Genomic DNA, 21,433 nt, shown 5'->3' with positions numbered 1-21,433 from the left:
GTAAGGTGACCGGCATGCAGGTGATCCAGTCGACGAAGCTCGCAAATGTCTGTTACGAGATCCGGGGCCCGGTTCTTGAGGAGGCGATGCGGCTTGAGGCTGCCGGTCACCGCATCCTCAAGCTCAACACGGGCAACCCGGCCCCCTTCGGCTTCGAGTGTCCCCCCGAGATCCTGGAGGACATGCTCCGGACGCTGAAGGACGCGCACGGCTACGGGGACGCCAAGGGGCTGCTGAGCGCGCGCCGCGCGGTGATGCAGCACTACCAGACCAAGGGCATCCCGCTGGACGTCGAGGACGTCTACCTCGGCAACGGCGCGTCCGAGCTGATCCAGATGTCGATGCAGGCGCTGCTCGACGACGGCGACGAGGTGCTGGTCCCGGCGCCCGACTACCCGCTGTGGACGGCCTCGGTCTCGCTCGCGGGCGGCACCGCCGTGCACTACCGCTGCGACGAGCAGGCCGACTGGATGCCGGACCTCGCCGACATCGAGCGCAAGGTGACCGACCGCACCAAGGCGATCGTCATCATCAACCCGAACAACCCGACCGGCGCGGTCTACGACGACGAGCTGCTGCGCGGGCTCACCGACATCGCCCGCCGGCACCGGCTGGTGGTCTGCTCGGACGAGATCTACGACAAGATCCTCTACGACGACGCCACCCACACCCCGACCGCCGCCATCGCCCCCGACCTGCTCACCCTCACCTTCAACGGCCTGTCGAAGGCCTACCGGGTGGCGGGCTACCGCAGCGGCTGGCTCGCGGTGTGCGGGCCCAAGTCGCACGCCTCCAGCTACATCGAGGGCCTGACGATCCTGGCGAACATGCGGCTGTGCGCGAACATGCCCGCGCAGCACGCGATCGCGACCGCGCTCGGCGGCCACCAGTCGATCAACTCGCTCGTCCTGCCCGGCGGCCGGCTGCTCGCGCAGCGCGACGCGACGTACGACGCGCTGACCGCGATCCCCGGCGTGACGTGCGTCAAGCCGAAGGGCGCGCTGTACGCGTTCCCGCGGCTCGACCCGCAGGTCTACAAGATCAAGGACGACCGGCAGATGGTCCTCGACCTGCTGCGGGCCGAGAAGATCATGATCGTCCACGGCACGGGCTTCAACTGGATGGAGCCCGACCACTTCCGCATCGTCACGCTCCCCCGCGCGGAGGACCTGACCGAGGCGATCGGCCGTATCGGCCGGTTCTTGGACGGCTACTCCCAGCCCTAGCGCTGCCGCGCGGGGTGGGCGTTGTCGGGGGCGCGTGGGGGTACCTCCCAGGTACTCCCACGCGCCCCTGATTGCTCGGGCCCTACGCAGTAGTGAGGCGCTCCACCAGCGCGTCGTACTCCGCCCACAGCTCGGGCGGCGTACGGGAGCCGAACGTCTCCAGGTGTTCGGGGATCAGCGCGGCCTCCTCGCGCCAGGTGGCGGGGTCCACCGACAGGAGCAGTTCCAGGTCCGCGGGCGACAGCCCGAGCCCCTCGACGTCGAGGGATCCGGGCGCGGGGAGGACCCCGATGGGCGTGCGGACCCCCTCCGCCGTGCCGTCGAGCCGCTCGACGACCCACTTCAGGACGCGCGCGTTCTCGCCGAAGCCGGGCCACACGAAGCGGCCGTCCGCGTCCTTGCGGAACCAGTTCACGTAGTAGATCTTCGGCAGCTTCGCCGGGTCGTGGGCGCGGCCCACCTCCAGCCAGTGCGCGAAGTAGTCGCCCATGTTGTAGCCGCAGAAGGGCAGCATCGCGAACGGGTCGCGGCGCAGCTCACCGACCCTGCCCTCGGCGGCGGCGGTCTTCTCGCTGGCGATGTTCGCGCCGAGGAAGACGCCGTGCTGCCAGTCGAAGGACTCCGTGACGAGCGGGACCGCGCTGGCGCGGCGGCCGCCGAAGAGGATCGCGGAGATGGGGACGCCGCGCGGGTCCTCCCATTCGGGCGCGATGATCGGGCACTGGTCCGCGGGGACGGTGAAGCGCGCGTTCGGGTGCGCGGCGGGCGTGCCGGACTCCGGCGTCCAGTCCTGGCCCTTCCAGTCGGTGAGGTGGGCGGGGGGCTCCTCGGTCATGCCCTCCCACCACACGTCGCCGTCGTCGGTGCGGGCCACGTTGGTGAAGACGGTGTTGGCGTACATCGTCTTCATGGCGTTGGCGTTGGTGTGCTCGCCGGTGCCGGGGGCGACGCCGAAGAAGCCGGCCTCGGGGTTGATGGCGTAGAGCCGGCCGTCGTCGCCGAAGCGCATCCACGCGATGTCGTCGCCGATCGTCTCGACCGACCAGCCGGAGACGGTGGGCTCCAGCATCGCCAGGTTGGTCTTGCCGCACGCGGACGGGAAGGCGGCGGCAACGTAGCGGGCTTCGCCGCGCGGCGGGGTGAGCTTGAGGATGAGCATGTGCTCGGCGAGCCAGCCCTCGTCGCGGGCCATGACGGAGGCGATGCGCAGCGCGTAGCACTTCTTGCCGAGCAGCGCGTTGCCGCCGTAGCCGGAGCCGTACGACCAGATCTCGCGGTCCTCGGGGAAGTGCGAGATGTACTTGGTGGTGTTGCAGGGCCATGGCACGTCGGCCTGGCCGGGGGCGAGCGGGGCGCCGACGGTGTGGACGGCCTTGACGAAGGCGCCGTCGCTGCCGAGCTGCTCCAGGACGGCGCTGCCCATGCGGGTCATGGTGCGCATCGAGGCGGCGACGTACGCGGAGTCGGTGAGCTCGACGCCCATCGCCGAGAGCGGCGAGCCGAGCGGGCCCATGCAGAAGGGGACGACGTACATGGTCCGGCCGCGCATCGCGCCGCGGAAGAGTCCCCCGGAGCCTTCGGCCAGGGAGGTGCCCCGAGCCTCCCCGGTGAAGACCTCGCGCATCTCGGCGGGGTCCTTCCAGTGGTTGGTGGGGCCGGCGTCCTCCTCCCGCTTGGAGCAGATGAACGTCCGGTCCTCGACGCGGGCGACGTCCGAGGGGTCGGACGCCGCGTGGTACGAGTTCGGCCGCAGGGTCGGGTCGAGCCGGGTGAAGGTGCCCTTGGCGACGAGTTCCGCCGCGAGCAGGTCGTACTCGGCCTGCGAGCCGTCGCACCAGACGACCTCGTCGGGCTGGGTGAGCTGGGCGATGTCGCCGACCCAGCGGATCAGTTCCTGGTGGTGGGTGGGAGCCGCACTGTCTTGGTTGCCGCGCGCCACGATCGCTCCGTCCCGCCGGGTCCGCACAGACCGGCGTGAGAGGTGAGGGTGAGGGTTCGGCCCCTTGGGGGCTGCGGCCCGGACGCGTGCGTACCCGCCCCTGCACGGGGTTGCGGGCGCTCATCCGGTGCCGTCCACACTCATATGAGTGTGATCCCGCTCAGTCGAGTCTGTCCAGGGCGCCGGGGGTGAGGCACACCACGCGGTGACGGTTCCCTGAACGGCCGATTCCGGCCCCGGACGGCGGATGCGACGCGGGACGCGGCGAGCAACCTACGGTGGCGTAGGTAGGATTGACGCCATGAGCGCCGTCGATCAGACTGCTGAAATGCCCGCCGAAGTCGATGCACTCGATTCGCCGAAGCCCCTGAAGCCCAAGCTCAGAGGGTGGTTGCACGCCGGAATGTTCCCGGCCGTGCTCATCTCCGGCGTCGCGCTGACCGCCTTCGCCCAGAGCACCAGAGGGCGCATCGCGTGCGCCGTCTTCACGGTGTCGGCGTGTGCGTTGTTCGGCGTGAGCGCGCTCTACCACCGGGGCAACTGGGGGCCGCGCGTCTCCGGAATTTTGCGCCGCCTTGACCATGCGAACATCTTCCTGATCATCGCCGGCACCTACACACCGCTGGCGATACTGCTGCTGCCCGGCGGAACGTCGCATCTGCTGCTGTGGCTGGTGTGGGCGGGAGCGCTCGCAGGCATCGCCTTCCGGGTCTTCTGGGTCGGCGCCCCGCGGTGGCTGTACACACCGTGCTACATCGCGCTCGGCTGGGTCGCGGTCTTCTTCCTGCCGGACTTCCTGCGCACCGGCGGCGTCGCCGTGATGGTGTGCGTGATCGTCGGCGGCGTCCTCTACAGCACGGGCGCGGCGGTCTACGGCTTCAAGAAGCCGAACCCGTCACCGCGCTGGTTCGGCTTCCACGAGGTCTTCCACTCCTTCACGCTGGCCGCGTTCATCGTCCACTACGTCGGTATCTCGCTCGTCGCCTACCAGCACGGATAGCCGCGACGGCGCTCACCCGCCGAAGGCCCGCACCCCCCCACGGGGTGCGGGCCTTCGTCATGTCCGGGCACGGGCTGGCAGAACCGGGTTGGCACCCGTGGAGGTGAGAGCTACTCTTTTTTGAGAGTCACTGTCATTTGATTCTCACTCGCAGGAGCTTTGCCATGTCCTCCTCCGCTCCCCCGCCCCCGTCCGCTTCCCCGTCGGCCTCCGCCCCGCCGCAGGCGGACCCGCGGCGCTGGCTCGCGCTCGTCGCGCTGTGCCTGAGCATGCTCGTGCTCAGCTTCGACACCACGATCCTCAACGTCGCCCTGCCGACCATGGCCGACCGGATCGGCGCCACCACCGGCGACATGCAGTGGATCGTCGACTCCTACACCGTCGTCTTCGCGGCCGCGATGCTGCCCGCCGGGCTCCTCGGCGACCGCTTCGGCCGGCGCCGGATGCTCATCGCCGGACTCGCGGTCTTCCTCGCCGGGTCGGTGCTGGGCTCGCTGGTCGGCAGTCCCGGCGCCGTCATCGCCGCCCGCACCGTGATGGGCCTGGGCGGCGCCTTCGTCATGCCGCTCGCGCTGTCCGTCATCCCCGGGCTCTTCGGCCCCGCCGAGCGGCCCCGGGCGGTGGCGATCGCCAGCAGCGCGATGGCCTTCGGCATGCCGCTCGGGCCGATCATCGGCGGCGCGCTGCTGAAGAGCTTCTGGTGGGGCTCGGTCTTCCTGGTCAACATCCCGCTGGTCGCGCTCGCGATCGTCGCGTGCGTGTGGCTGCTGCCCGAGACCCGCGACCCGGCGGCCCCGCGGGTCCGCGTCACCAGCACCTTCTGCGCCGCCGCGGGGCTCGGCGGGCTCGTCTACGGCATCATCGAGGCGCCCGGCCGCGGCTGGGGCAACCCGGTGGTGGTCGTCTCGCTCGCCGCGGGCGCGCTGCTGCTGGCCGTCCTCGTCCTGCGCGAGCGGCGCGTGACGCGGCCGATGCTCGACATGAGCCTGCTGCGGCAGCGCGGCTTCCTGTGGAACGCCGTCGCCGCCACGCTGGTGAGCTTCATCCTCACCGGCATGGTCTTCGTCCTGCCGTCCTACCTGCAGAGCGCCCTCGGCCACGACGCGCTCGGCACGGGCGTGCGGCTGCTGCCGATGATGGGCGGCCTCATGGTCGCCGCCCGGCTCGCCCCGGGGCTGGTCGGCAGGGCGGGCCCGCGCCCGGTGATCGCCGCGGGCCTGCTGGTGCTGGCCGCGGGCGGCTTCCTAGGCGCCACCACGTCGGCTGGTGACGGCTACGGGCGGATCGCGCTGTGGCTGACGGTCGCCGGGGTGGGGCTGGGGCTCAGTGTCGTACCGTCGATGAACGGCGCGCTCGGCGCGCTCCCCCGCGAACGCGCCGGGAGCGGATCCGGGCTGCTCCAGACGCTGCGGCAGACCGGCGCGGCCGTGGGCGTCGCGATCCTCGGCAGCGTGCTGGCCGCCGCCTACCGCGGCCGCCTCGACACGGCCGGCCTGTCGCCGGACGCGGCGCACGCGGCCCGTGAGTCGCTGGTCGGCGCGCACACCGTGGCGGTGCGGACCGGGCACGACGCGCTCGTGACGTCGGCGGACACGGCGTACCTGCACGGGATGGACGTCGCGCTCGCCGTCTGCGGTGCCGCCGCGCTGGCGGCGGGGCTGCTGCTGGCGGTCTTCCTGCCGAACCCGCGGCCGGGGCGGACGGACCCGCGGCCGGCCGCGACCGCGCCCGCCGCCACCGGCTCCGCATCCCCCGGCCCGGCGGGCACCGGCTCCGGCACGTCCGGCCCGGCGGGGACGGCCACCGCTCCCGCCGCCTCCGGCCCGGCGGCCACCGACTCCGCCTCCCCCGGCGCGGGCGAAGGCGTGGCGGGGGCGCTCGCCGAGCCGCGGGCGGATGCCCGACAATGAGCACATGCCGCCCTACCCCTGCGACGAGCCCCCCGCCACCACCCCGCCGCGGCCGCTCGGCCTGCGCGAACGCAAGAAGGCGGCGACCCGGCAGGCGATCCGCAGGGCGGCCTACCGGCTCTTCGCGGAGCACGGCTACGACGCCACGCCCGTCGACCGGATCGCGGCGGCGGCGGAGGTCTCACCGAGCACGGTCTTCCGGTACTTCCCCACCAAGGAGGACATCGTCCTGACGGACGAGTACGACGACGAGATGGCGGAGGTCCTGCGCGCCCGCCCGCTCGACGAGCGCCCCCTCGCGTCCGTGCGGCACGTCATGCACACCGTCCTCGGCCGGGCGATGCGGGACCCGGACAGCCGCGAGGAGGTGATCCGGCGCGAGGAACTGGTGCGGGACGTGCCCGCGATCCGGGCCCGCGCACACGAGAGCATGTCCGCGACCGGCCGGCTGCTCGGCGGCATCATCGCCGAGCGCACCGGCCGGCGGGCGGACGATCTGGAGGTCCGGGTCTTCGCCGCGGCCGTCTTCGCGGCGCTGCACGAGACGTCCCTGTACTGGCTGGAACACGACCGCGACGAGGACTTCGTCCTGCTCCTCGACCGCACCCTGGCGATGCTGCGGCACGGTCTGGACCTGCGGACCCACTGACAACTGCCGCCCCATACGGCCCCGTTCGCACGGCCTGCCCGTTCCGGAACACCGCGGTGTGCGACAGTATTACCGGCCCGCACCGGCCTTGCTCGGTGGGCCCGACCGGAAGGACCGCGGGGAGGTCCGACACCGGGGACAAGGGCGGCCGGTGGGGTACCGGCCGACGAGCGCTCTGGGGAGGCGTGGCGTTGACCGCGGAGATCTACTTCAGCAACAACTACCGTGACCTGTGCGTCGAGCACGGAACGGGCGCGGGTTTCCAGTTCGAGTTCTCCTGCAACCGCTGCCAGGACACCTGGCGTTCGCCGTTCGAGGCGTACACCGGGGGCAGGGTGGCCAGTTGGGTCGGCAAGGGTGTCAACGCCGCCTGGGGCGTGCTGGGCCGCACCGGCAGCGGCATGTCCAGCGCGGCGGACGGCCTGGCCGGTGCGGGGTACGGCGGCTCGCGCGACACCGCCTTCAAGAAGGCCATCGAGACCGCCCAGGGCCACTTCAACCGCTGCCCGCGCTGCACCAACTACGTGTGCAACCGCTGCTGGAACGCCGACCAGGGCATCTGCTTCACCTGCGCCCCCGACACCGCCGCCGAGGCCGTCGCCGCCCGCCGCCGCGGGCTCAACGACATGGTCGCCGAACGCGCCTACGCCGAAGGCCAGAACGCGGGCGGGGCCTTCGACGTCTCCACCCCGCGGCAACTGGTGTGCCCGCAGTGCCAGGGCGAGACGCACGGCTCGGCCTTCTGCCCGCACTGCGGCCACCGGCTCGCCCAGCAGGACGCCTGCCGCTCGTGCAGCGCCCAGCTCCCCGCCGGATCCGCCTTCTGCCCCGACTGCGGCACCCGCCGCTGAACCCCTGCCCGGCGCCCGGGCCCTACCCTCCGGGGCGGAGCTGGCTGCGGAGGGTGCGCGGGTCGGACGTGGGCGCGTCGCACACGAAGTTGCGGCAGACGTACGCGGCGGCGCGCCCCGCCCGGGTGGCACGGCGGTAGAGCAGCGGGAACTCCCCGGCGCCCTCCTCGCCGACGGCCACCACCGCGCCCGGCGCCGCCGCGAGCAGCGCGGTGCGGTGCAGTTCGGCGGTGAGCGGGTCGCCGGTGTCGCCCACGACGGCGACCTCGCGCGGCCCGTCGAGCGCGGCCTCCGCGACGGCCAGCCCCCAGCCGATGAAGCGCGGCGCGCGCCCCGCGAGCGCGCCGACCACGCCGAGCGCCCGCTCGGCCGCACCGCGGTGCGGCTCCGCACCGGTGTGCGCGGCGTACGACAGCAGCGCCCCGGCCGCGGCGGTCCAGCCGGAGGGCGTCGCGTTGTCGGTGGGGTCCTGCGGGCGGCGGATGAGCGCCTCGGCGTCGTCGGCGGTGTCGTAGAGGGTGCCGTCGTCGCCGGTGAAGTGGTGCAGCACGGAGTCCAGGAGCAGCCCGGCGAAGTCCAGCCAGACGCCCTCGCCGGTCACCGAGGCGAGCGCGAGGAAGCCCTCGGCGACGTCCGCGTAGTCCTCCAGCACCCCGTCGTTGGCGCCCGCGACGCCGTCCCGCGACGTGCGGGTGAGCCGCCCGCGGCCGTCCATGTGCACGCGCACCAGCAGGTCGGCCGCGTCCACTGCCGCCTGCACCAGGTCGGTGCGGTCGAAGTACGCGCCGGTCTCGGCGAGCGCGGCGATGGCCAGGCCGTTCCAGGCGGCGACGACCTTGTCGTCCCGCCCCGGCCGCGGCCGCAGGGCCCGCGCCGCGAGCAGCCGCTCGCGTACGGAGGCCACCCGGCCGGCGTCCACGACCCCGCCGCCCTGCGGGAGCTGCAGCACGGAGGCACCCTCCTCGAAGGTGCCCTCCTCGGTGACGCCGAAGTAGTCGGCGGCGAACTTCCCGTCCGCCTCGCCGAGTTCGGCCGCGAGCTGCTCGGGCGTCCAGACGTAGTAGGCACCTTCGGCGTGCCGGCCGCTGCCGTCGTCGCTGTCGGCGTCCAGCGCGGAGGCGAAACCGCCCTCGTCCGTGGCGAGTTCGCCGACGATGAAGTCCGCGGTCTCCAGCGCGATCCGCCGGGCCAGGTCCGAACCGGTGGCCCGCCACAAATGCGCGTAAACCCGCGCGAGAAGGGCGTTATCGTACAACATTTTCTCGAAATGGGGCACAACCCACTCCCGGTCCACGCTGTAGCGCGCGAAGCCGCCGCCGAGCTGGTCGTAGATACCGCCGCGGGCCATCGCCTCGCACGTGTCCCGGGCCATCTGCAGCGCGCCCTCCGCGCCGGTGCGCGCGTGGTGCCGCAGCAGGAACTCCAGCGCCATCGACGGCGGGAACTTCGGTGCCCCGCCGAACCCGCCCCGCCGCGCGTCGTACTCCCGCGTCAGTCCCAGCAGCGCGGCCCCCATCTCCCCCTCACCGGGCAGCGCCTGCGCGTCGTACACCGGCCCCCGGTCCGCGAGGTCCCGCACGATCCGCCCGGCGACGTCCGCGACCTCCTCCCGCCGGTCCCGCCACGCCGCCACCACCCCGCGCAGCACCTCCATGAACGACGGCATCCCCTGCCGCGGCTTCGGCGGGAAGTACGTCCCGAAGTAGAACGGCTCCCCCTCCGCCGTCAGAAACACCGTCATCGGCCACCCACCCTGCCCGGTGGCCGCCTGCACCGCCTCCATGTACACCGCGTCGACGTCCGGCCGCTCCTCCCGGTCGACCTTGACGGACACGAAGTGCTCGTTGAGATACGCCGCGGTCGCCTCGTCCTCGAACGACTCGTGCGCCATCACATGACACCAGTGGCACGCCGAATACCCCACACTGAGCAGCACCGGCACCCCCCGCCGCCGCGCCTCCCCGAACGCCTCCGCCCCCCACGGCCACCAGTCCACCGGGTTGTCGGCATGCTGCAACAGATAGGGCGACGTGGCATCCCCGAGTCGATTCACGCGCACACCCTCTCACAGAGACCCACCCCCGACAGCTGAACCCGCATGCCGCCACTCGCTCAACCGATGTGCACTCATTACACCGCTGCCCGGCATGAGGATCGGATCACCAAAGCCCTACCGGAGATACGGTGTGCAACGAAATCCTGCATGGGCGGCGAATCCACACCGGCAAGCCACATTGCGCCTTCGAGGCTGTACAAACCTGGAATCACTGCTCGTCACTCGGTGTCGATGTCAGCTTCCCCAAATTCCTTGTCGGCCGACTCGATTCCCAGGCTCTCGATAAACTGCCTCTCCCGCGCAGCCACCTCACGCTGGTGCGTAATGATGAAGCCGGTGTAGTCGTCGGCCTTGAGATGCTCGATGGATGCGAGACTGACTCCGTGTGAGTCGAGGATGTCGGTCCGCCCCTCCTCCGCGAGCCTGATAAGCGCCTGCCTGATCGACACACCGGGCGGCGTCGTCATGACGATCCGGTTGGCGGGACTGGACGCCCCCGGTACCCCACTCTGGGTGATGATGTGCCGGTAGGTCTCGGTGTGTGCCGTCGCCAACTGTTCCAGCACGTTGGCGATACTGCCGTCGAGGTTCTTCCGCTCCGGGAATGTCTGCAGGTCCCAGAGGAGGTAGGCACGCACCCGTGCGCTGCGCAGGTCGAAGCGCGCAGGAAAGGCGCGAGCCCGCTCGCCTGAGAAGCTGAGCCCGCTCTCTCCCTGAGCAAATGCCTTCATCTGCTGGATGGAATTACGGACCTGAGTGGTGGTGGCCCCGGCGAAGGTGCCCGCCAGCGACGTGGTCCAGAACCAGTTCCGGAGTTTGTCCCGCTGCTCTGCGTCCGCGTTTCCGGAGAAGTGGAAGAAGACCGCGAGTAGCATGATCTGAATGTTATAGGGGACCAGGCGGGCCAGCGGAACCCGGACCTCGTCCCGAAGAAACTCGACTACCTCCTGCAGGATCCGGTCGGCGTCCTCCACTGCGGTAGTGAGCTGGCCCTGCACCTTGCGGGCCATCGTCTCCCAGGAGGTGTCCCGCTGCACATCCTCCTCACCGGAGAGCGCGAGGACCGTCTGGAAGATCGTCATGATCGGGATCTCCCCGAATCCCGAGGCAGCGACACGCTCCCTAATTTCCTCCATTTTGTCGCTGAGCGTCTCCGGCCCGGTGACTTCGTAGGTCAGGGCGGAGACCATCTGGTCGGGGCGCATCTTCTGGCCGCTGCTGTTGATCCTGGAGAAGACCTCAATAGCCTGCCGGAGAGTGCCACCCTCCATTTTCACCACGGAGACCTTGTAGTTCTTCACCCGCTTCGCGATGCGCTCGCTCTCATTGGTGAGGCTGTCCGCCTCTTCCCGGGAGTCTGAGACATCGGACAGCTTTCGCGCGTATTCGAGAAAGTCCAGGGTCCCAAGCACGGATCTCATGGGGAGGAAATTTCCGGGCGTCGTCTCGCCGCTCTTCCAGTGGCGGTAGCGCACGCCATCGTGGTCCGACCGGCCGAGCGGCCGGTAGACCCACCACATCCAGTCCTCTTGCTGCGCTGACTGCGGGGCGTCGGCCGAGCGATGGAGGACCCCGAAGAGCGTCGAGAGCCGCTGATGGCCATCTAGCACATAGGCGACTTTCGCTCCCTCCGGCGCCGGCGGGATGCTGCGCCCACCAATAACGTCGAGGCTCGCGAGCGGCATGGTGGTCTCCCAGATGAGCAGGCTTCCCATCGGATAGCCGCGCTCCATACTGTCGAAGAGCTGCAGCATCTGGTCGGGGCGCCACAGGAATGGGCGCTGGAACTTCGGCACCCGCAGCTCGCCCCGGGAAATCCGCTCCAGCACCTCCTCCAAGAAGTGGACCTCCGGCACCACTGAGATATCCTTGACCATCTCAATGTCTCCCATGCTTAGATCACGCCTCGAATCTTTTCAAACATTGATCGCAGCTCCTGTGTCACGCCGGAACCCAGCGCATCCAGGTCCCGACCCGATATTCCGCCGCGCATCACCTCTTGCAGAAACAGGCCCGGCAAATCCGTGCCGAAGCCCTCCTGGAGGGCGATGAGATCCTGCTCCGCCACCCCGTCATACAGACCACCGTGGCGTAGTGGGACGAAGTAAGTCGTCCCCGGCTGCCCGGAGTGGCGCCCTTTTCGGTCAGCGCTCTTCTGCGGCTTACCCTTGAATCCGTGCTTCATGTCGAAGTGGGCGCGCTGGTCTGATGAGAGTGTTTTGAGGGACTCCAGGCGCTTGGCCATAGAAGGCATCCCGACAGCTTTCTTTGGCTGTCGTGCGAGAACCCGGTTGGGAATGTAATTCTCCATCTCCCGGAAGCTGAGGACGTGAGAATGAACGCCTTTGCGGGCCGCAGCATCGGCCTTCTCATGGTTACCGGTCCGGTCAGCCGGGTGGAAGCTGTCGCTGTCGATGATCAGGACCACGCGCTTGGTCCTGGAGAACTTCGCAGCCTGGTCGACGGCGTGCCAGGTCGCGCCGTCCTTGCCGCCTCCGTTGAAAACGCCGAGGCGACTGCCCTCCTTGGCGTCGACGACGTCCTGACAACCCATCAGGCGTGCAAGTGCCTCGATCATTTGCCAGTCGTAGATCGCGTTCTCCAACACCAGCACGGCCGGCCGCTCCAGGTCGCGGATGTCATCCGCCAGCGTCTCGCCAGCCACTCTGACCATGCCTGCAGTACCACCATGCGGCGCCCAAGCCTGGGTCATGCTCGCCTTCTGTGCGAGCAGCAGGTAGATCTGAGCCAAGGTCGGGACGTGCCGCAGGAAGAACGCATGGACGGCGCCCACATCACGCGGGGAGATCACCCACTCGTGTCGTGCCTCCCGGAAGAACGCGATCAGCTTCAGTATGAGCTCCGCGTTCTCGTCACCCTGGTGATCCTTCAACAGATCGACCGGAATCTCAACGCGCATCGTTGGTCCGTTCAGCCTGCGCGTCCGCGATGGCGCGAACTTCCTCGAAGTCCTCCGAGAAGACTCCTCTCGGCCAGTAGTCGAGGTTGCCCAGGGTGTCTACTTCGATCTTTCGCAAGGAAGCGGATCCCTCGACCTGCTCAACGAAGTAGATCTTCACGTCCTCCGGCGTCAGTTTCCGCTCCGCAATCCGCCGACGTAGCCTGAGGAGGAAGTTCTCACTATGTGTTTCCACCAGGAATCGCACTTGCGACTGGCGCACGGCGTCGACGTAGAGATCGGCGATCGCGGCGTGCGCCGACGGATGGAGGTGGAGTTCAGGTTCCTCCACAATTTCGATCACGGGTTTCGCGGGCGGCTCCACCCGGTCCACGGCACGCTGGACCACGATCGGGAGGAACTGGACCACCCCAGTGCCCACGTCATCGATGTGGACAACCAGATCGGTGTCGCGCAGGGAACGCAGCTTGGGGACGTACATTCCCGAGCCGACATCGGTCACTTCGAGGCGCCACCCGGGCAGGATTTTTGCCAGCAGGGCATTGAACTCACGACCGATCCGACCACGCCCGTGCATCTCGTCCGTGGCGAGCATACCCAGCGCCCGCTCGCCCCGATAGCCGACACTTCCCGACGCTCTGGTCGGCGATCGGAAGAAACGCTCTGGACTCTTTCTGAACGGACCCAGGTACCGGATCTCGTCAAACTCTTTTCGAATCCTCCTGGTGACTCCGTGAACGCCGCCGACGGAATCCGCCCAATCCGTCGAATCGGGCAGCAGGCCGCGGAAACCAACCCTTTCCTCCCGCCCCTCGACGAAATACTCTCGCTTCTCTGAAGAATAAGCATCGCTACTGGGGATCCAGGTGAGGTTCGTGGTCTCCGAGCCGGAGGAGATCTCCAACGAGGAAACCAGCTGAATTCCCTGGTTGGCGATGTTCTGGACTTCGGCGGTAGCGCTGATAACCGTTCCGCTATCGATGCCGAACGATGCCCCCATGTGAATGCGCCCATGGGGCGACGAGCCATGAATCAGATCGGTGAACGAGGGAGTGAAGCCGTGGAGGGCGTCCAAGTCCAGAGGAGACGGGGAATCGCCGCGGATGCCGGTGGACAAGAGCGGGAGCGCTCGCACTACCGCGCTCTTACCGGAGTTATTCTGTCCCAGCACCACGGTGATTTTTCCGAGCTCCACCTGCTGCCGCTCTTTGAAGCAGCGGTAATTCTCCAGCGAGAACCATTCCAACGACATCTGGGCTCCCGTTCAGTCAATCCTGTCTGGCGAGGCCGCGCGACCTCGGTGTACACCGCTCCGGCAATACTCTCAGACGGTGGAAGCTCTGTAGCCGGGTCTTCACACCCCGGAGATACCCAACGGCTCGGTGGTCGTTCGCGCCGTCGATCTCCTGCACGATGTGGCCGTGCCACTCCAGCAGCGAACACACCACGGCCACGCGTGTGCGAGCGAGATCGCGTGCACGAGACGGTTCGGCATACCCTCGTGAACCGGCCGGTGCGATCAGCGGGCGTCCGCCTCGGGCCGGGGCAGCTCATCCAGGTCGAGGGTGTAGGTCCGCCCGTCGGCCAGCTCGATGGGCAGCTTGCCCGAGCCGTACTTGTGCGTGTGCGCTGCGATGTAGCCGGAGCCGGTCGGCCGGGTGTGGACGACGACCTCCGCGGCGTACGGGTCCACCACCATGTAAACCGGGATGCCGTAGCGGCCGTACTTCGCAGTGCAGTCGTCGTAGTCCTTGCGGGCGGAGGAAACCGACACCACCTCGGCGATCAGCAGCACGTCCTCGAAGCCGTAGCGCTTGCCCTGCCGCTGAGCGTCCTCCCGCAGGATCGCGAAGTCCGGGGCCGAGTTCTCGTCAGCCGGGAAGTCGAGGTACACGTCGGAGGCGGTCTTCGCATGCCGGCCGAGCGAGAGCGAGTCGATCTGCATCGATTTGATCGTGCTGGAGTGCTCAAAGCTCTGCGGAGTCATGACCACCTTCCCCTCCGTACCGAAGAAGACCACGTGCCCAGCGGGGAACTCGGTGTGCATGACCGCGTCGACGCTCATCAACGGTTCCTTCCTGTCCTCTCCCAGGATAGGGGGCCACGATCCCGTACTGGGTCTGCAACAAGAGTGACGACCGAGGGCGTCGTGCTGGCGGGCGGCGGCAGCGCGGTGGGGATTCCCGGCGCCGACGTATCCGCTACCCGCGCCGAATTCGCCAGGGCTACCGCCCTGACCCGTGACGCCGCCAAGCGCGCAGTCCTCCTCCGCCGGGGCGCCGCCCCTGCTGCCCGGTGTTGCCACCCCACGTCCCGTAGGCAGATCCGGAGAGCAGGGGCCCGCTCGGCGACGGAGGAGGTACGCCGTGAGCGCGGAGATGATCACGCCGGCATGGATGCACGAGCTGGTGACCGCCGAGCAGTACGACTCCTGGTCGCCCGAGCAGTGCGCCGGTATCGAGGTCGTGGACGGAATCGTCGTCGTGAGCCCGAGCGCGTCCAAGTGGTACAACCGCCTCGCCCGCATCCTCGCCAACGCCCTCGACACGGCGGGCGGCACCGAGTGGAGCGCGGACACGGGCTTCGACGTCCGCCTCCAGGACGTACCGCTGATCAACCGCCGCCCCGACGTCGTGGTCAACCGGGCGGACACCATCGACATCGCCCCGACCCGGCCGGAGCACGTGCTGCTGCTGGTCGAGGTCGTCTCCCCGGGTTCGGAGACCACCGCCCGGGTGGTCAAGCTCCAGCAGTACGCCCGCGCGGGCGTCCCCTTCTACTGGCGCATCGAGCAGTCCGCGGGCGCGGTGCCGCTGGTGTACACCTACCTGCTGGACCGGGCGAGCGACGCCTCCCGGGAAGGCGAGATCTTCACCGGCACGGTCAAGGCGGCAGTCCCCTTCACCGTGGACATCGACCTCACGAACCTGGGCTGACCCGGTCCGGGCACGGGTCCGAAAAAGTTTCTCCCGTCGTGTCGAATCGGCCGGGCCCCGTTCGACGCACTGGTGAGGGTGCGGGAGAGCGCCCCCCGGCCGGGAGGCCGGAGCACCGAGCGGGACTCAGGGAGAACACTGTGCGTTACATGATGCTGCTGCGGCTCGACCCCACCAAGGCACCGAACGAGGGGCCGAGTCCCGAGCTGATGGACGAGATGGGGAAGCTGCTGGAGGACATGGCCAAGGCGGGGGTCATGCTCGACACCGGGGGGCTGCGGGCGAGTGAGCCGGGGTCGGTGATCCGGCAGGTCAAGGGGAAGCAGACCGTGCTGGACGGGCCCTTCACCGAGGCCAAGGAGGTCATCGGGGGGTACGCGATCATCCAGGCCAAGTCGCTGGAGGAGGCCACCTCGTGGGCCTCGCGCTTTCTCGCCATCCACGGCGACGAGTGGGAGATCGAGGCCGAGGTCCGGCTCGTGGAGGAGCCCGAGTAGCCGCCCGCGCGGGGCGCCGGCTTTGCGCCGGCGCCCCGCGGCTGCTGTCATGGGTGGTCGTGACGGCAGCCCAGGACCAGCAGGCGCGGCGCGCGGTCGAGGCCGTCTGGCGGATCGAGTCGCCGCGGCTCGTCGCGGGCCTCATCCGGCTCGTCCACGACATAGGCGTCGCCGAGGAACTCGCCCAGGACGCGCTGGTCGCCGCGCTGGAGCAGTGGCCGCACGAGGGGGTGCCGCGCAACCCCGGCGCCTGGCTCATGACCACCGCCAAACGCCGCGGCATCGACCTCATCCGCCGCAACGAGGCCTTCGCCCGCAAGCTGCGCCTCCTCGGGCACGAGCTGGAGATCGCGCAGGGCGCCGCCGTCTTCGACAAACCCGCCGACGACACCATCGAGGACGACCTGCTGCGGCTCGTCTTCGTCGCCTGCCACCCCGTGCTGTCCCGCGAGGCCCGCCTCGCCCTCACCCTGCGGCTGCTCGGCGGCCTCACCACCGACGAGATCGCCCGCGCCTTCCTCGTCGCCGAACCCACCGTCGCCCAGCGCATCGTCCGCGCCAAACGCACCCTCGCCAAGGAGCAGGTGCCCTTCGAAGTGCCGTACGGCGACGAGCTCGCCGCGCGGCTCGCCTCCGTCCTGGAGGTCGTCTACCTCATCTTCAACGAGGGCTACGCCGCGACCGCCGGGGACGACTGGATGCGGCCCGCCCTCTGCGAGGACGCCCTGCGGCTGGCCCGCGTGCTCCAGGGGCTGCTCCCCGCGGAACCCGAGGTCCACGGGCTCGCCGCACTCCTGGAGATCCAGGCCTCCCGGGCCGCCGCCCGCACCGGCCCCGACGGCGCCCCCGTCACCCTGCTGGACCAGGACCGCAGACGCTGGGACCGCCTCCTCGTCCACCGCGGCTTCGCCGCCCTCGCCCGCGCCGAAGGCGCCGCCCGCACCCGCGGCAGCGCCTCCGGGCCCTACGCCCTCCAGGCCGCCATCGCCGCGTGCCACGCCCAGGCGGTACGGGCCGAGGAGACGGACTGGGCCCGTATCGCCGACCTCTACCGCGCGCTGGGCGCCGCCGCGCCCTCGCCCGTCGTCGAGCTCAACCGGGCGGTCGCCGTCGGCATGGCGGAAGGGCCCGCCGCGGGGCTCGCCGTCGCCGACGCGGTCGCCTCCGGCGGGGCGCTGGACGGCTACCACCTGCTCCCCAGTGTCCGGGGCGACCTCCTCGCACGCCTCGGCCGCCACGCCGCCGCCCGCGCCGAATTCACCCGCGCCGCCGCCCTGACCCGCAACACCGCCGAACGCACCCTCCTCCTCCGCCGCGCCGCCGAACTCCCCTCCGGGGAGGGGTAGCAAGACCGCGGCCTGGCCCCGGCGGGGCGTACATTCCCCCGCGGCGAGGTGCCTGTTGCGGTAGCCGTTCGCTTTTCCCCGGTGGGGGCTGGTCGCTCCGTTCTCCCCCAAAGCTTCGCCTGGGAGGTACCCCGACGCGCCGCTGAAAACGAGAACCCTCACCCCCCACCGGCAGGCAGCCGCTGCTCCGGCCCGGAGGGGGACGGTGCGGGGTGCCCCCGCAGGAATGCGCTGTCGGTGGCTCACCAACACGGCAAGAGGCCGAACGCGCATTCCGAGGAGGTGCCCCGTGGCGGCCCCCGACCCACCCCCGGAGGGAGAAGCGCGATGCCCCGCCGGGCAAACCAAGGGGCGCGGGGAACTGCGCGACAAGCCCCCACCCGCCGCAAGGTCGCGCGGCGAACCGCAACACGCCGCCCCGGAGCGCAACAGCGTCCACCCCCTCCTCCGTTACCGCGTAACAGACTTGGGACGAATTCAGGTCCGAACCACGCGCTTGACGCGCACCGCGCGCGGGCACGAAATTCATTCGACCAATCATCCGGGGGAGGACGCTGTGCCGGAGTCACGTATCGCGTTGCGGGAGACCGACCGCGCCGCAGCCGAGCGGCTGTTGGCGCGGGTGGCGGCGGAGCTGGGCGCCGCGGACACCGCGCCGGAGGTGCGGGCCGCGCGGGCGCGGATCGACGAGATCGCGGGCGCCGCGGCGGGCGAGTACGCGGCCTACCGGCACGCCCTCGAAGCGCGCACCGCCGTGCGCGCCGGTGCGGCCGGGGCGGGCGGCCGGACGGCGGGGGGCGTGGCCGCCGGCGTGGCCGCGCTGACGGCGTTCGGCGTGGACGTGGGGCAGGGCCTGTCCGTGGGCGCCGCGCTGGCGACCGGCGCAGCGGTGGGGGCCGCGGGTGTGGCCGCGCTGGGGACGGCGGCGGCGCGCGGCCGGGCGGCCCGGCGCGCGGCGACGGCCGACGAGCGGACCGCGCCCGGCGGCACGGAGCAGCTGCGCCTGCTGTGGCTGTCGGCGCTGGAGCGCCGCGGTGTGCGCCCCTTCCTCGAAGCGGAGGCGGAGGCGGAGGCGGAGACGGAACCACAGCCGACGCCGGAGCCCCCCGCCCCCGAGCAGCCCGCGGCAAAACCCGCCGCGAAGAAGGCCACCCCCCTCGTGCAACTCGCCCGCTCCGCCGCGGACCTGCCCAAGGGCCGCCGCCCCGGCGGCGCGGGCACGGACCGCAGTGCCGCGGCCCGCACCCGGGCCGTACTGGACCAGTCGTTCGGGCAGCTTCCCACCGTGGAGGGCCCGTTCACGGGCCGCGAGGAGGACCTCGCGTTCATCACGCGCGCCGTCCAGCAGTCGCGCGCCCAAGTGGCGGTGCAGCCCACCGTGGTGGTGCTGCACGGCGATCCGGGCAGCGGCCGTACGTCCCTCGCGGTGCGCGCCGCACGGCAGTTGAAGGACCAGTTCCGCGGCGCGTGCGTCGTGGATCTGCGCGGCGCGGACGAGTCGCGTACCGCCCTGCCGACGCGCGACGCGCTGCTGCACCTGCTCAACCGGCTGGGCGCGCCGCGCGAGCAGCTGCTCTTCCGCGACCGGCAGGACCGCCAGGACCGGCAGGACAACGAGCAGCATCTGCGCCGGCTCGGCGAGACGTACCAGCAGCACCTGACCGGCGTGCCGGTGGTGATCGTGCTGGACGACGCCACGGACCCGGCCCAGGTGCGGGCGCTGGTGCCGGAGCGGTCGGAGAGCCTGGTGCTGGTGACCGCGCGTGAGCCGCTCGCGCTGGACCTGCCGGACGCGCGGGTGCACCACCGGGCGGTGGGCCCGCTGTCGGCCGCGGGCACGCACGCGCTGCTGCGGCGGCTGGCCGAGCCCGCGGGTCTGGCGGCGCCCGCCCCCGCGCAGGCGGAGCGGATCGGCGCGCTGTGCGCGGGTCTGCCGCTGGCGCTGCGGATCGCGGGCGCCGCGCTCGCCGACCACCAGGGCTACGACCGGCTCGCCGACGACATCGAGGTGTTCGGTCCGCTGCCGGCGGTGGACCGGATACTGGCGCTGCGCTACCACGACCAGCCCGAGCCCAACCGCCGCCTGCTGCGGCGGCTCGCGCTCGCCGGGCGGGCCAGTTTCGGCGCGGCGGCGGCCGCCGCGCTGCTGGCCACCGACGACCAGGAGGCGGCCCGGCGGCTGGACGAGCTGGCGGCGGCCGGGCTCGTGGACCATGTGCGCGGCAGCCGCTACCGCCCGCACGACCTGGTGCGCGCGTTCGCGGCGGCGCGGCTGCAGGACGAGGAGGATCCGGCGGAGCGGGCGGCTGCGCACGAGCGGCTGATCATCTCGTACGCCGATCTGGCCAACACGGTGGTGCGGCTGGTGGAGGGCAAGACCTCGACGCGCGCGGGCCGCTTCGGGCAGCACGGTTTCGCGTCGCTGGAACCGGCGCTGCGCTGGCTGGACGAGGAGTCCAGCTTCATCACGGCGGCGCTGCGCGAGACCGAGGGCGTCGACCGGGCGGCGGTGCAGTCGCTGCTGGGCGCGCTGTGCGACTACTGCCTGCTGCGCGGCGACCTCTACCGGCTGGGCGAGATCAGCGAGCTGGCGCAGGCGCAGCAGGCCCGTACGGCCCGGGACGGGCAGGACGAGGACCGCTCGGTGCTGGTGCGCTCGGTGCAGTGGCGCACCGGCATCGCGGCCCGGCAGCTCGGCGAGCTGGACCGCGCCAAGTCGACGCTCAGCACGGTGGTGGACCTGTACTTCGAGGCGCAGCACCCGGCGGGCGCGGCCCGCGCGCTGGACAGCCTCGGCATCACCCTGCACCACCAGGGCAACCTGCGCGAGGCCGAGGCGAAGCTGCGCGAGGCGCTGGCGATCCAGCAGACCCCGGAGCTGGAGGAGGACCGGGCCTGGACGATGCACGCGCTGGCCGCGGTGCTGCGCGACATGGGCCAGCTCGCGGGCGCGCTGGAGCTGCTGCACGAGTCGCTGGAGCTGCACCGCGCCAACGAGAGCGTGCAGGGCCAGGCGTGGGCGCACCTCCAGCTCGGCCAGGTCTACCTGCTGCTCGGCCGCCTGGACCGGGGCGAGCGCGAGCTGCGCGCCGCGGGGCAGGCGTACGCGCAGGCCCGCGACCCGCGCGGTACCGCCTGGACGACGACGCAGCTCGCCCGCGCCCGGCTGCTGCGCGGCGAGGCGCGGGAGGCGTCCGCCGACCTGGACGCCGCGGTGCAGCGGCACCGGGCCAGCGAGGACGCCCGCGGCGAGGCCTGGTCGCTGTACTACCTGGGCCTGGCCCTGGAGGAGAACGGCGACACGGACGCGGCCCTGCGCACCCTGGAGCGCTCCCGGACGATGTTCTCCCGCATGCGGGACGTCTACGGGCTGGCGTGCGCCCGGCACAACTCCGCGCGCGTCACCCGCGACCAGCGCGCGGCCCGTACCGGCAACCTGCGCAACAGCGGCTTCGCCCGGCAGCTCCTCCAGGACGCCCGGCAGGACTTCCGCCGGATCGGCGTCGAGCACGGTGAGGCGTGGTGCTGCGTGGAGCTGGCGGTCATCGACGCGGGCAACGAACGGTTCGTCGAGGCGCTGACGCTGCTGGACGAGGCGCACGGGCTCTTCGCCTCGCTCGGCGACCGGCGCGGCCTGGACTGGGCGGCGTTCCTGCGCGCGACCGTCCTCCCGCTGCTCTCCCCGGAGGGTACGCGGCAGGCGCTGGCCGATCTGCACGGGCTCGCTGCGCGCGAGGCGTACCAGGGGCGGGACCCGGACCTGGACGGCTACGTCGCGACGTACGCGCTCCTGCTGGAACGCGGGTCCGTCGCGCCCGGGGACCCCTGGGAGGCGTGGCGCCTCACCATGACCCCGGGCCGCGCGGCCCGCATGATCATGGCCGTCCCGGCCTAGCCCTCCCCGCCCCGCCGGTCACGCGTTCCCAGGGCCGCGCCCTGCCCCGCCGGTCACGCGTTTTCAGGGCACGGCTGCGCTGCCGGGCACCCGTTTTTTAGGGGCGCGGGGAACTGCGCGAGCAACCCACCACCGGCCGGTGGTCCGGTACGGACCGAAGCGACCCTTTGGGTCGGTGACGACCCGCGCCCCGGTGGGGGCTGGTCGC

At 71.1% G+C, this 21,433-nt stretch carries 15 protein-coding genes; 9 read left to right on the top strand and 6 right to left on the bottom strand.

Features of this window, described 5'->3' with window-relative positions; translation table 11 throughout:
* Positions 1-14: 14 nt before the first annotated feature.
* On the top strand, positions 15-1,226 hold the full coding sequence (locus tag ACH4PY_RS16885) for a pyridoxal phosphate-dependent aminotransferase (RefSeq protein ID WP_398182336.1): 1,212 nt from the start codon (positions 15-17) through the stop codon (positions 1,224-1,226).
* Positions 1,227-1,308: 82 nt separating this feature from the next.
* On the opposite strand, the gene ACH4PY_RS16880 is transcribed toward ACH4PY_RS16885, so the two are convergent.
* On the bottom strand, positions 1,309-3,165 hold the full coding sequence (locus ACH4PY_RS16880) for a phosphoenolpyruvate carboxykinase (GTP) (RefSeq protein ID WP_398182333.1): 1,857 nt from the start codon (positions 3,163-3,165) through the stop codon (positions 1,309-1,311).
* A 301-nt stretch (positions 3,166-3,466) separates the two neighbouring features.
* Between ACH4PY_RS16880 and ACH4PY_RS16875 the strand changes: the two genes are divergently transcribed.
* The 4 genes from ACH4PY_RS16875 to ACH4PY_RS16860 all read left to right on the top strand — a co-directional run bounded on the left by ACH4PY_RS16875 (position 3,467) and on the right by ACH4PY_RS16860 (position 7,575).
* Positions 3,467-4,165 carry a hemolysin III family protein gene (locus tag ACH4PY_RS16875; protein ID WP_398182330.1) on the top strand — a complete coding sequence of 233 codons (699 nt, stop codon included), beginning with the start codon at positions 3,467-3,469 and terminating at the stop codon, positions 4,163-4,165.
* A gap of 164 nt (positions 4,166-4,329) precedes the next feature.
* A complete protein-coding gene (locus tag ACH4PY_RS16870; RefSeq protein ID WP_398182327.1) occupies positions 4,330-6,075 on the top strand; it encodes an MFS transporter in 1,746 nt (581 codons plus the stop codon).
* 4 nt (positions 6,076-6,079) lie between these two features.
* The gene (locus ACH4PY_RS16865) at positions 6,080-6,724 is read left to right on the top strand and encodes a TetR/AcrR family transcriptional regulator (protein ID WP_398182324.1); all 645 of its coding nucleotides are present in this window, start codon (positions 6,080-6,082) and stop codon (positions 6,722-6,724) included.
* Between the two features lie 185 nt (positions 6,725-6,909).
* Positions 6,910-7,575: a zinc ribbon domain-containing protein gene (locus ACH4PY_RS16860; RefSeq protein ID WP_398182321.1), complete on the top strand. Its 666-nt coding sequence runs from the start codon at positions 6,910-6,912 to the stop codon at positions 7,573-7,575.
* A gap of 22 nt (positions 7,576-7,597) precedes the next feature.
* On the opposite strand, the gene ACH4PY_RS16855 is transcribed toward ACH4PY_RS16860, so the two are convergent.
* The 5 genes from ACH4PY_RS16855 to ACH4PY_RS16835 all read right to left on the bottom strand — a co-directional run bounded on the left by ACH4PY_RS16855 (position 7,598) and on the right by ACH4PY_RS16835 (position 14,616).
* Positions 7,598-9,628, bottom strand: a complete 2,031-nt coding sequence (locus ACH4PY_RS16855; protein WP_398182318.1) for a thioredoxin domain-containing protein — start codon at positions 9,626-9,628, stop codon at positions 7,598-7,600.
* Between the two features lie 221 nt (positions 9,629-9,849).
* The gene (locus tag ACH4PY_RS16850; RefSeq protein ID WP_398182315.1) at positions 9,850-11,523 is read right to left on the bottom strand and encodes a DUF262 domain-containing protein; all 1,674 of its coding nucleotides are present in this window, start codon (positions 11,521-11,523) and stop codon (positions 9,850-9,852) included.
* A gap of 2 nt (positions 11,524-11,525) precedes the next feature.
* Positions 11,526-12,551 carry a hypothetical protein gene (locus ACH4PY_RS16845; protein WP_398182312.1) on the bottom strand — a complete coding sequence of 342 codons (1,026 nt, stop codon included), beginning with the start codon at positions 12,549-12,551 and terminating at the stop codon, positions 11,526-11,528.
* Positions 12,541-13,803, bottom strand: coding sequence for a DUF3696 domain-containing protein (locus ACH4PY_RS16840; RefSeq protein WP_398182309.1), 1,263 nt, complete (start codon positions 13,801-13,803; stop codon positions 12,541-12,543). Before ACH4PY_RS16840 ends, ACH4PY_RS16845 begins: the two co-directional genes overlap by 11 nt.
* 267 nt (positions 13,804-14,070) lie before the next feature.
* On the bottom strand, positions 14,071-14,616 hold the full coding sequence (locus tag ACH4PY_RS16835) for a Uma2 family endonuclease (protein WP_398182306.1): 546 nt from the start codon (positions 14,614-14,616) through the stop codon (positions 14,071-14,073).
* A gap of 301 nt (positions 14,617-14,917) precedes the next feature.
* Between ACH4PY_RS16835 and ACH4PY_RS16830 the strand changes: the two genes are divergently transcribed.
* The 4 genes from ACH4PY_RS16830 to ACH4PY_RS16815 all read left to right on the top strand — a co-directional run bounded on the left by ACH4PY_RS16830 (position 14,918) and on the right by ACH4PY_RS16815 (position 21,225).
* Complete coding sequence (locus tag ACH4PY_RS16830; RefSeq protein WP_398182303.1) at positions 14,918-15,487, top strand: Uma2 family endonuclease; 570 nt, start codon at positions 14,918-14,920, stop codon at positions 15,485-15,487.
* A 149-nt stretch (positions 15,488-15,636) separates the two neighbouring features.
* Positions 15,637-15,984 (top strand): YciI family protein, encoded by a 348-nt coding sequence (locus ACH4PY_RS16825; protein ID WP_398183389.1) that lies wholly within the window; start codon positions 15,637-15,639, stop codon positions 15,982-15,984.
* A 53-nt stretch (positions 15,985-16,037) separates the two neighbouring features.
* Positions 16,038-17,330: an RNA polymerase sigma factor gene (locus ACH4PY_RS16820; protein ID WP_398182300.1), complete on the top strand. Its 1,293-nt coding sequence runs from the start codon at positions 16,038-16,040 to the stop codon at positions 17,328-17,330.
* Between the two features lie 556 nt (positions 17,331-17,886).
* Complete coding sequence (locus ACH4PY_RS16815; protein ID WP_398182297.1) at positions 17,887-21,225, top strand: tetratricopeptide repeat protein; 3,339 nt, start codon at positions 17,887-17,889, stop codon at positions 21,223-21,225.
* The last annotated feature ends 208 nt before the right edge of the window (positions 21,226-21,433 follow it).

The sequence above is a fragment of the Streptomyces sp. NPDC021224 genome (genome assembly GCF_044332905.1).
Lineage (GTDB): Bacteria > Actinomycetota > Actinomycetes > Streptomycetales > Streptomycetaceae > Actinacidiphila.
Note: the sequence above shows the minus strand (reverse complement) of the source record. Positions and strands in the feature narration are given on the sequence as shown.

Excerpts from the sequence above, each read along its gene's own strand:
- ACH4PY_RS16875 (WP_398182330.1), top strand. The coding sequence starts at position 3,467 with ATGAGCGCCGTCGATCAGACTGCTGAAATGCCCGCCGAAGTCGATGCA.
- ACH4PY_RS16885 (WP_398182336.1), top strand. The coding sequence starts at position 15 with ATGCAGGTGATCCAGTCGACGAAGCTCGCAAATGTCTGTTACGAGATC.
- ACH4PY_RS16835 (WP_398182306.1), bottom strand. The coding sequence starts at position 14,616 with ATGAGCGTCGACGCGGTCATGCACACCGAGTTCCCCGCTGGGCACGTG.
- ACH4PY_RS16845 (WP_398182312.1), bottom strand. The coding sequence starts at position 12,551 with ATGCGCGTTGAGATTCCGGTCGATCTGTTGAAGGATCACCAGGGTGAC.
- ACH4PY_RS16840 (WP_398182309.1), bottom strand. The coding sequence starts at position 13,803 with ATGTCGTTGGAATGGTTCTCGCTGGAGAATTACCGCTGCTTCAAAGAG.
- ACH4PY_RS16870 (WP_398182327.1), top strand. The coding sequence starts at position 4,330 with ATGTCCTCCTCCGCTCCCCCGCCCCCGTCCGCTTCCCCGTCGGCCTCC.
- ACH4PY_RS16850 (WP_398182315.1), bottom strand. The coding sequence starts at position 11,523 with ATGGGAGACATTGAGATGGTCAAGGATATCTCAGTGGTGCCGGAGGTC.
- ACH4PY_RS16865 (WP_398182324.1), top strand. The coding sequence starts at position 6,080 with ATGCCGCCCTACCCCTGCGACGAGCCCCCCGCCACCACCCCGCCGCGG.
- ACH4PY_RS16825 (WP_398183389.1), top strand. The coding sequence starts at position 15,637 with ATGATGCTGCTGCGGCTCGACCCCACCAAGGCACCGAACGAGGGGCCG.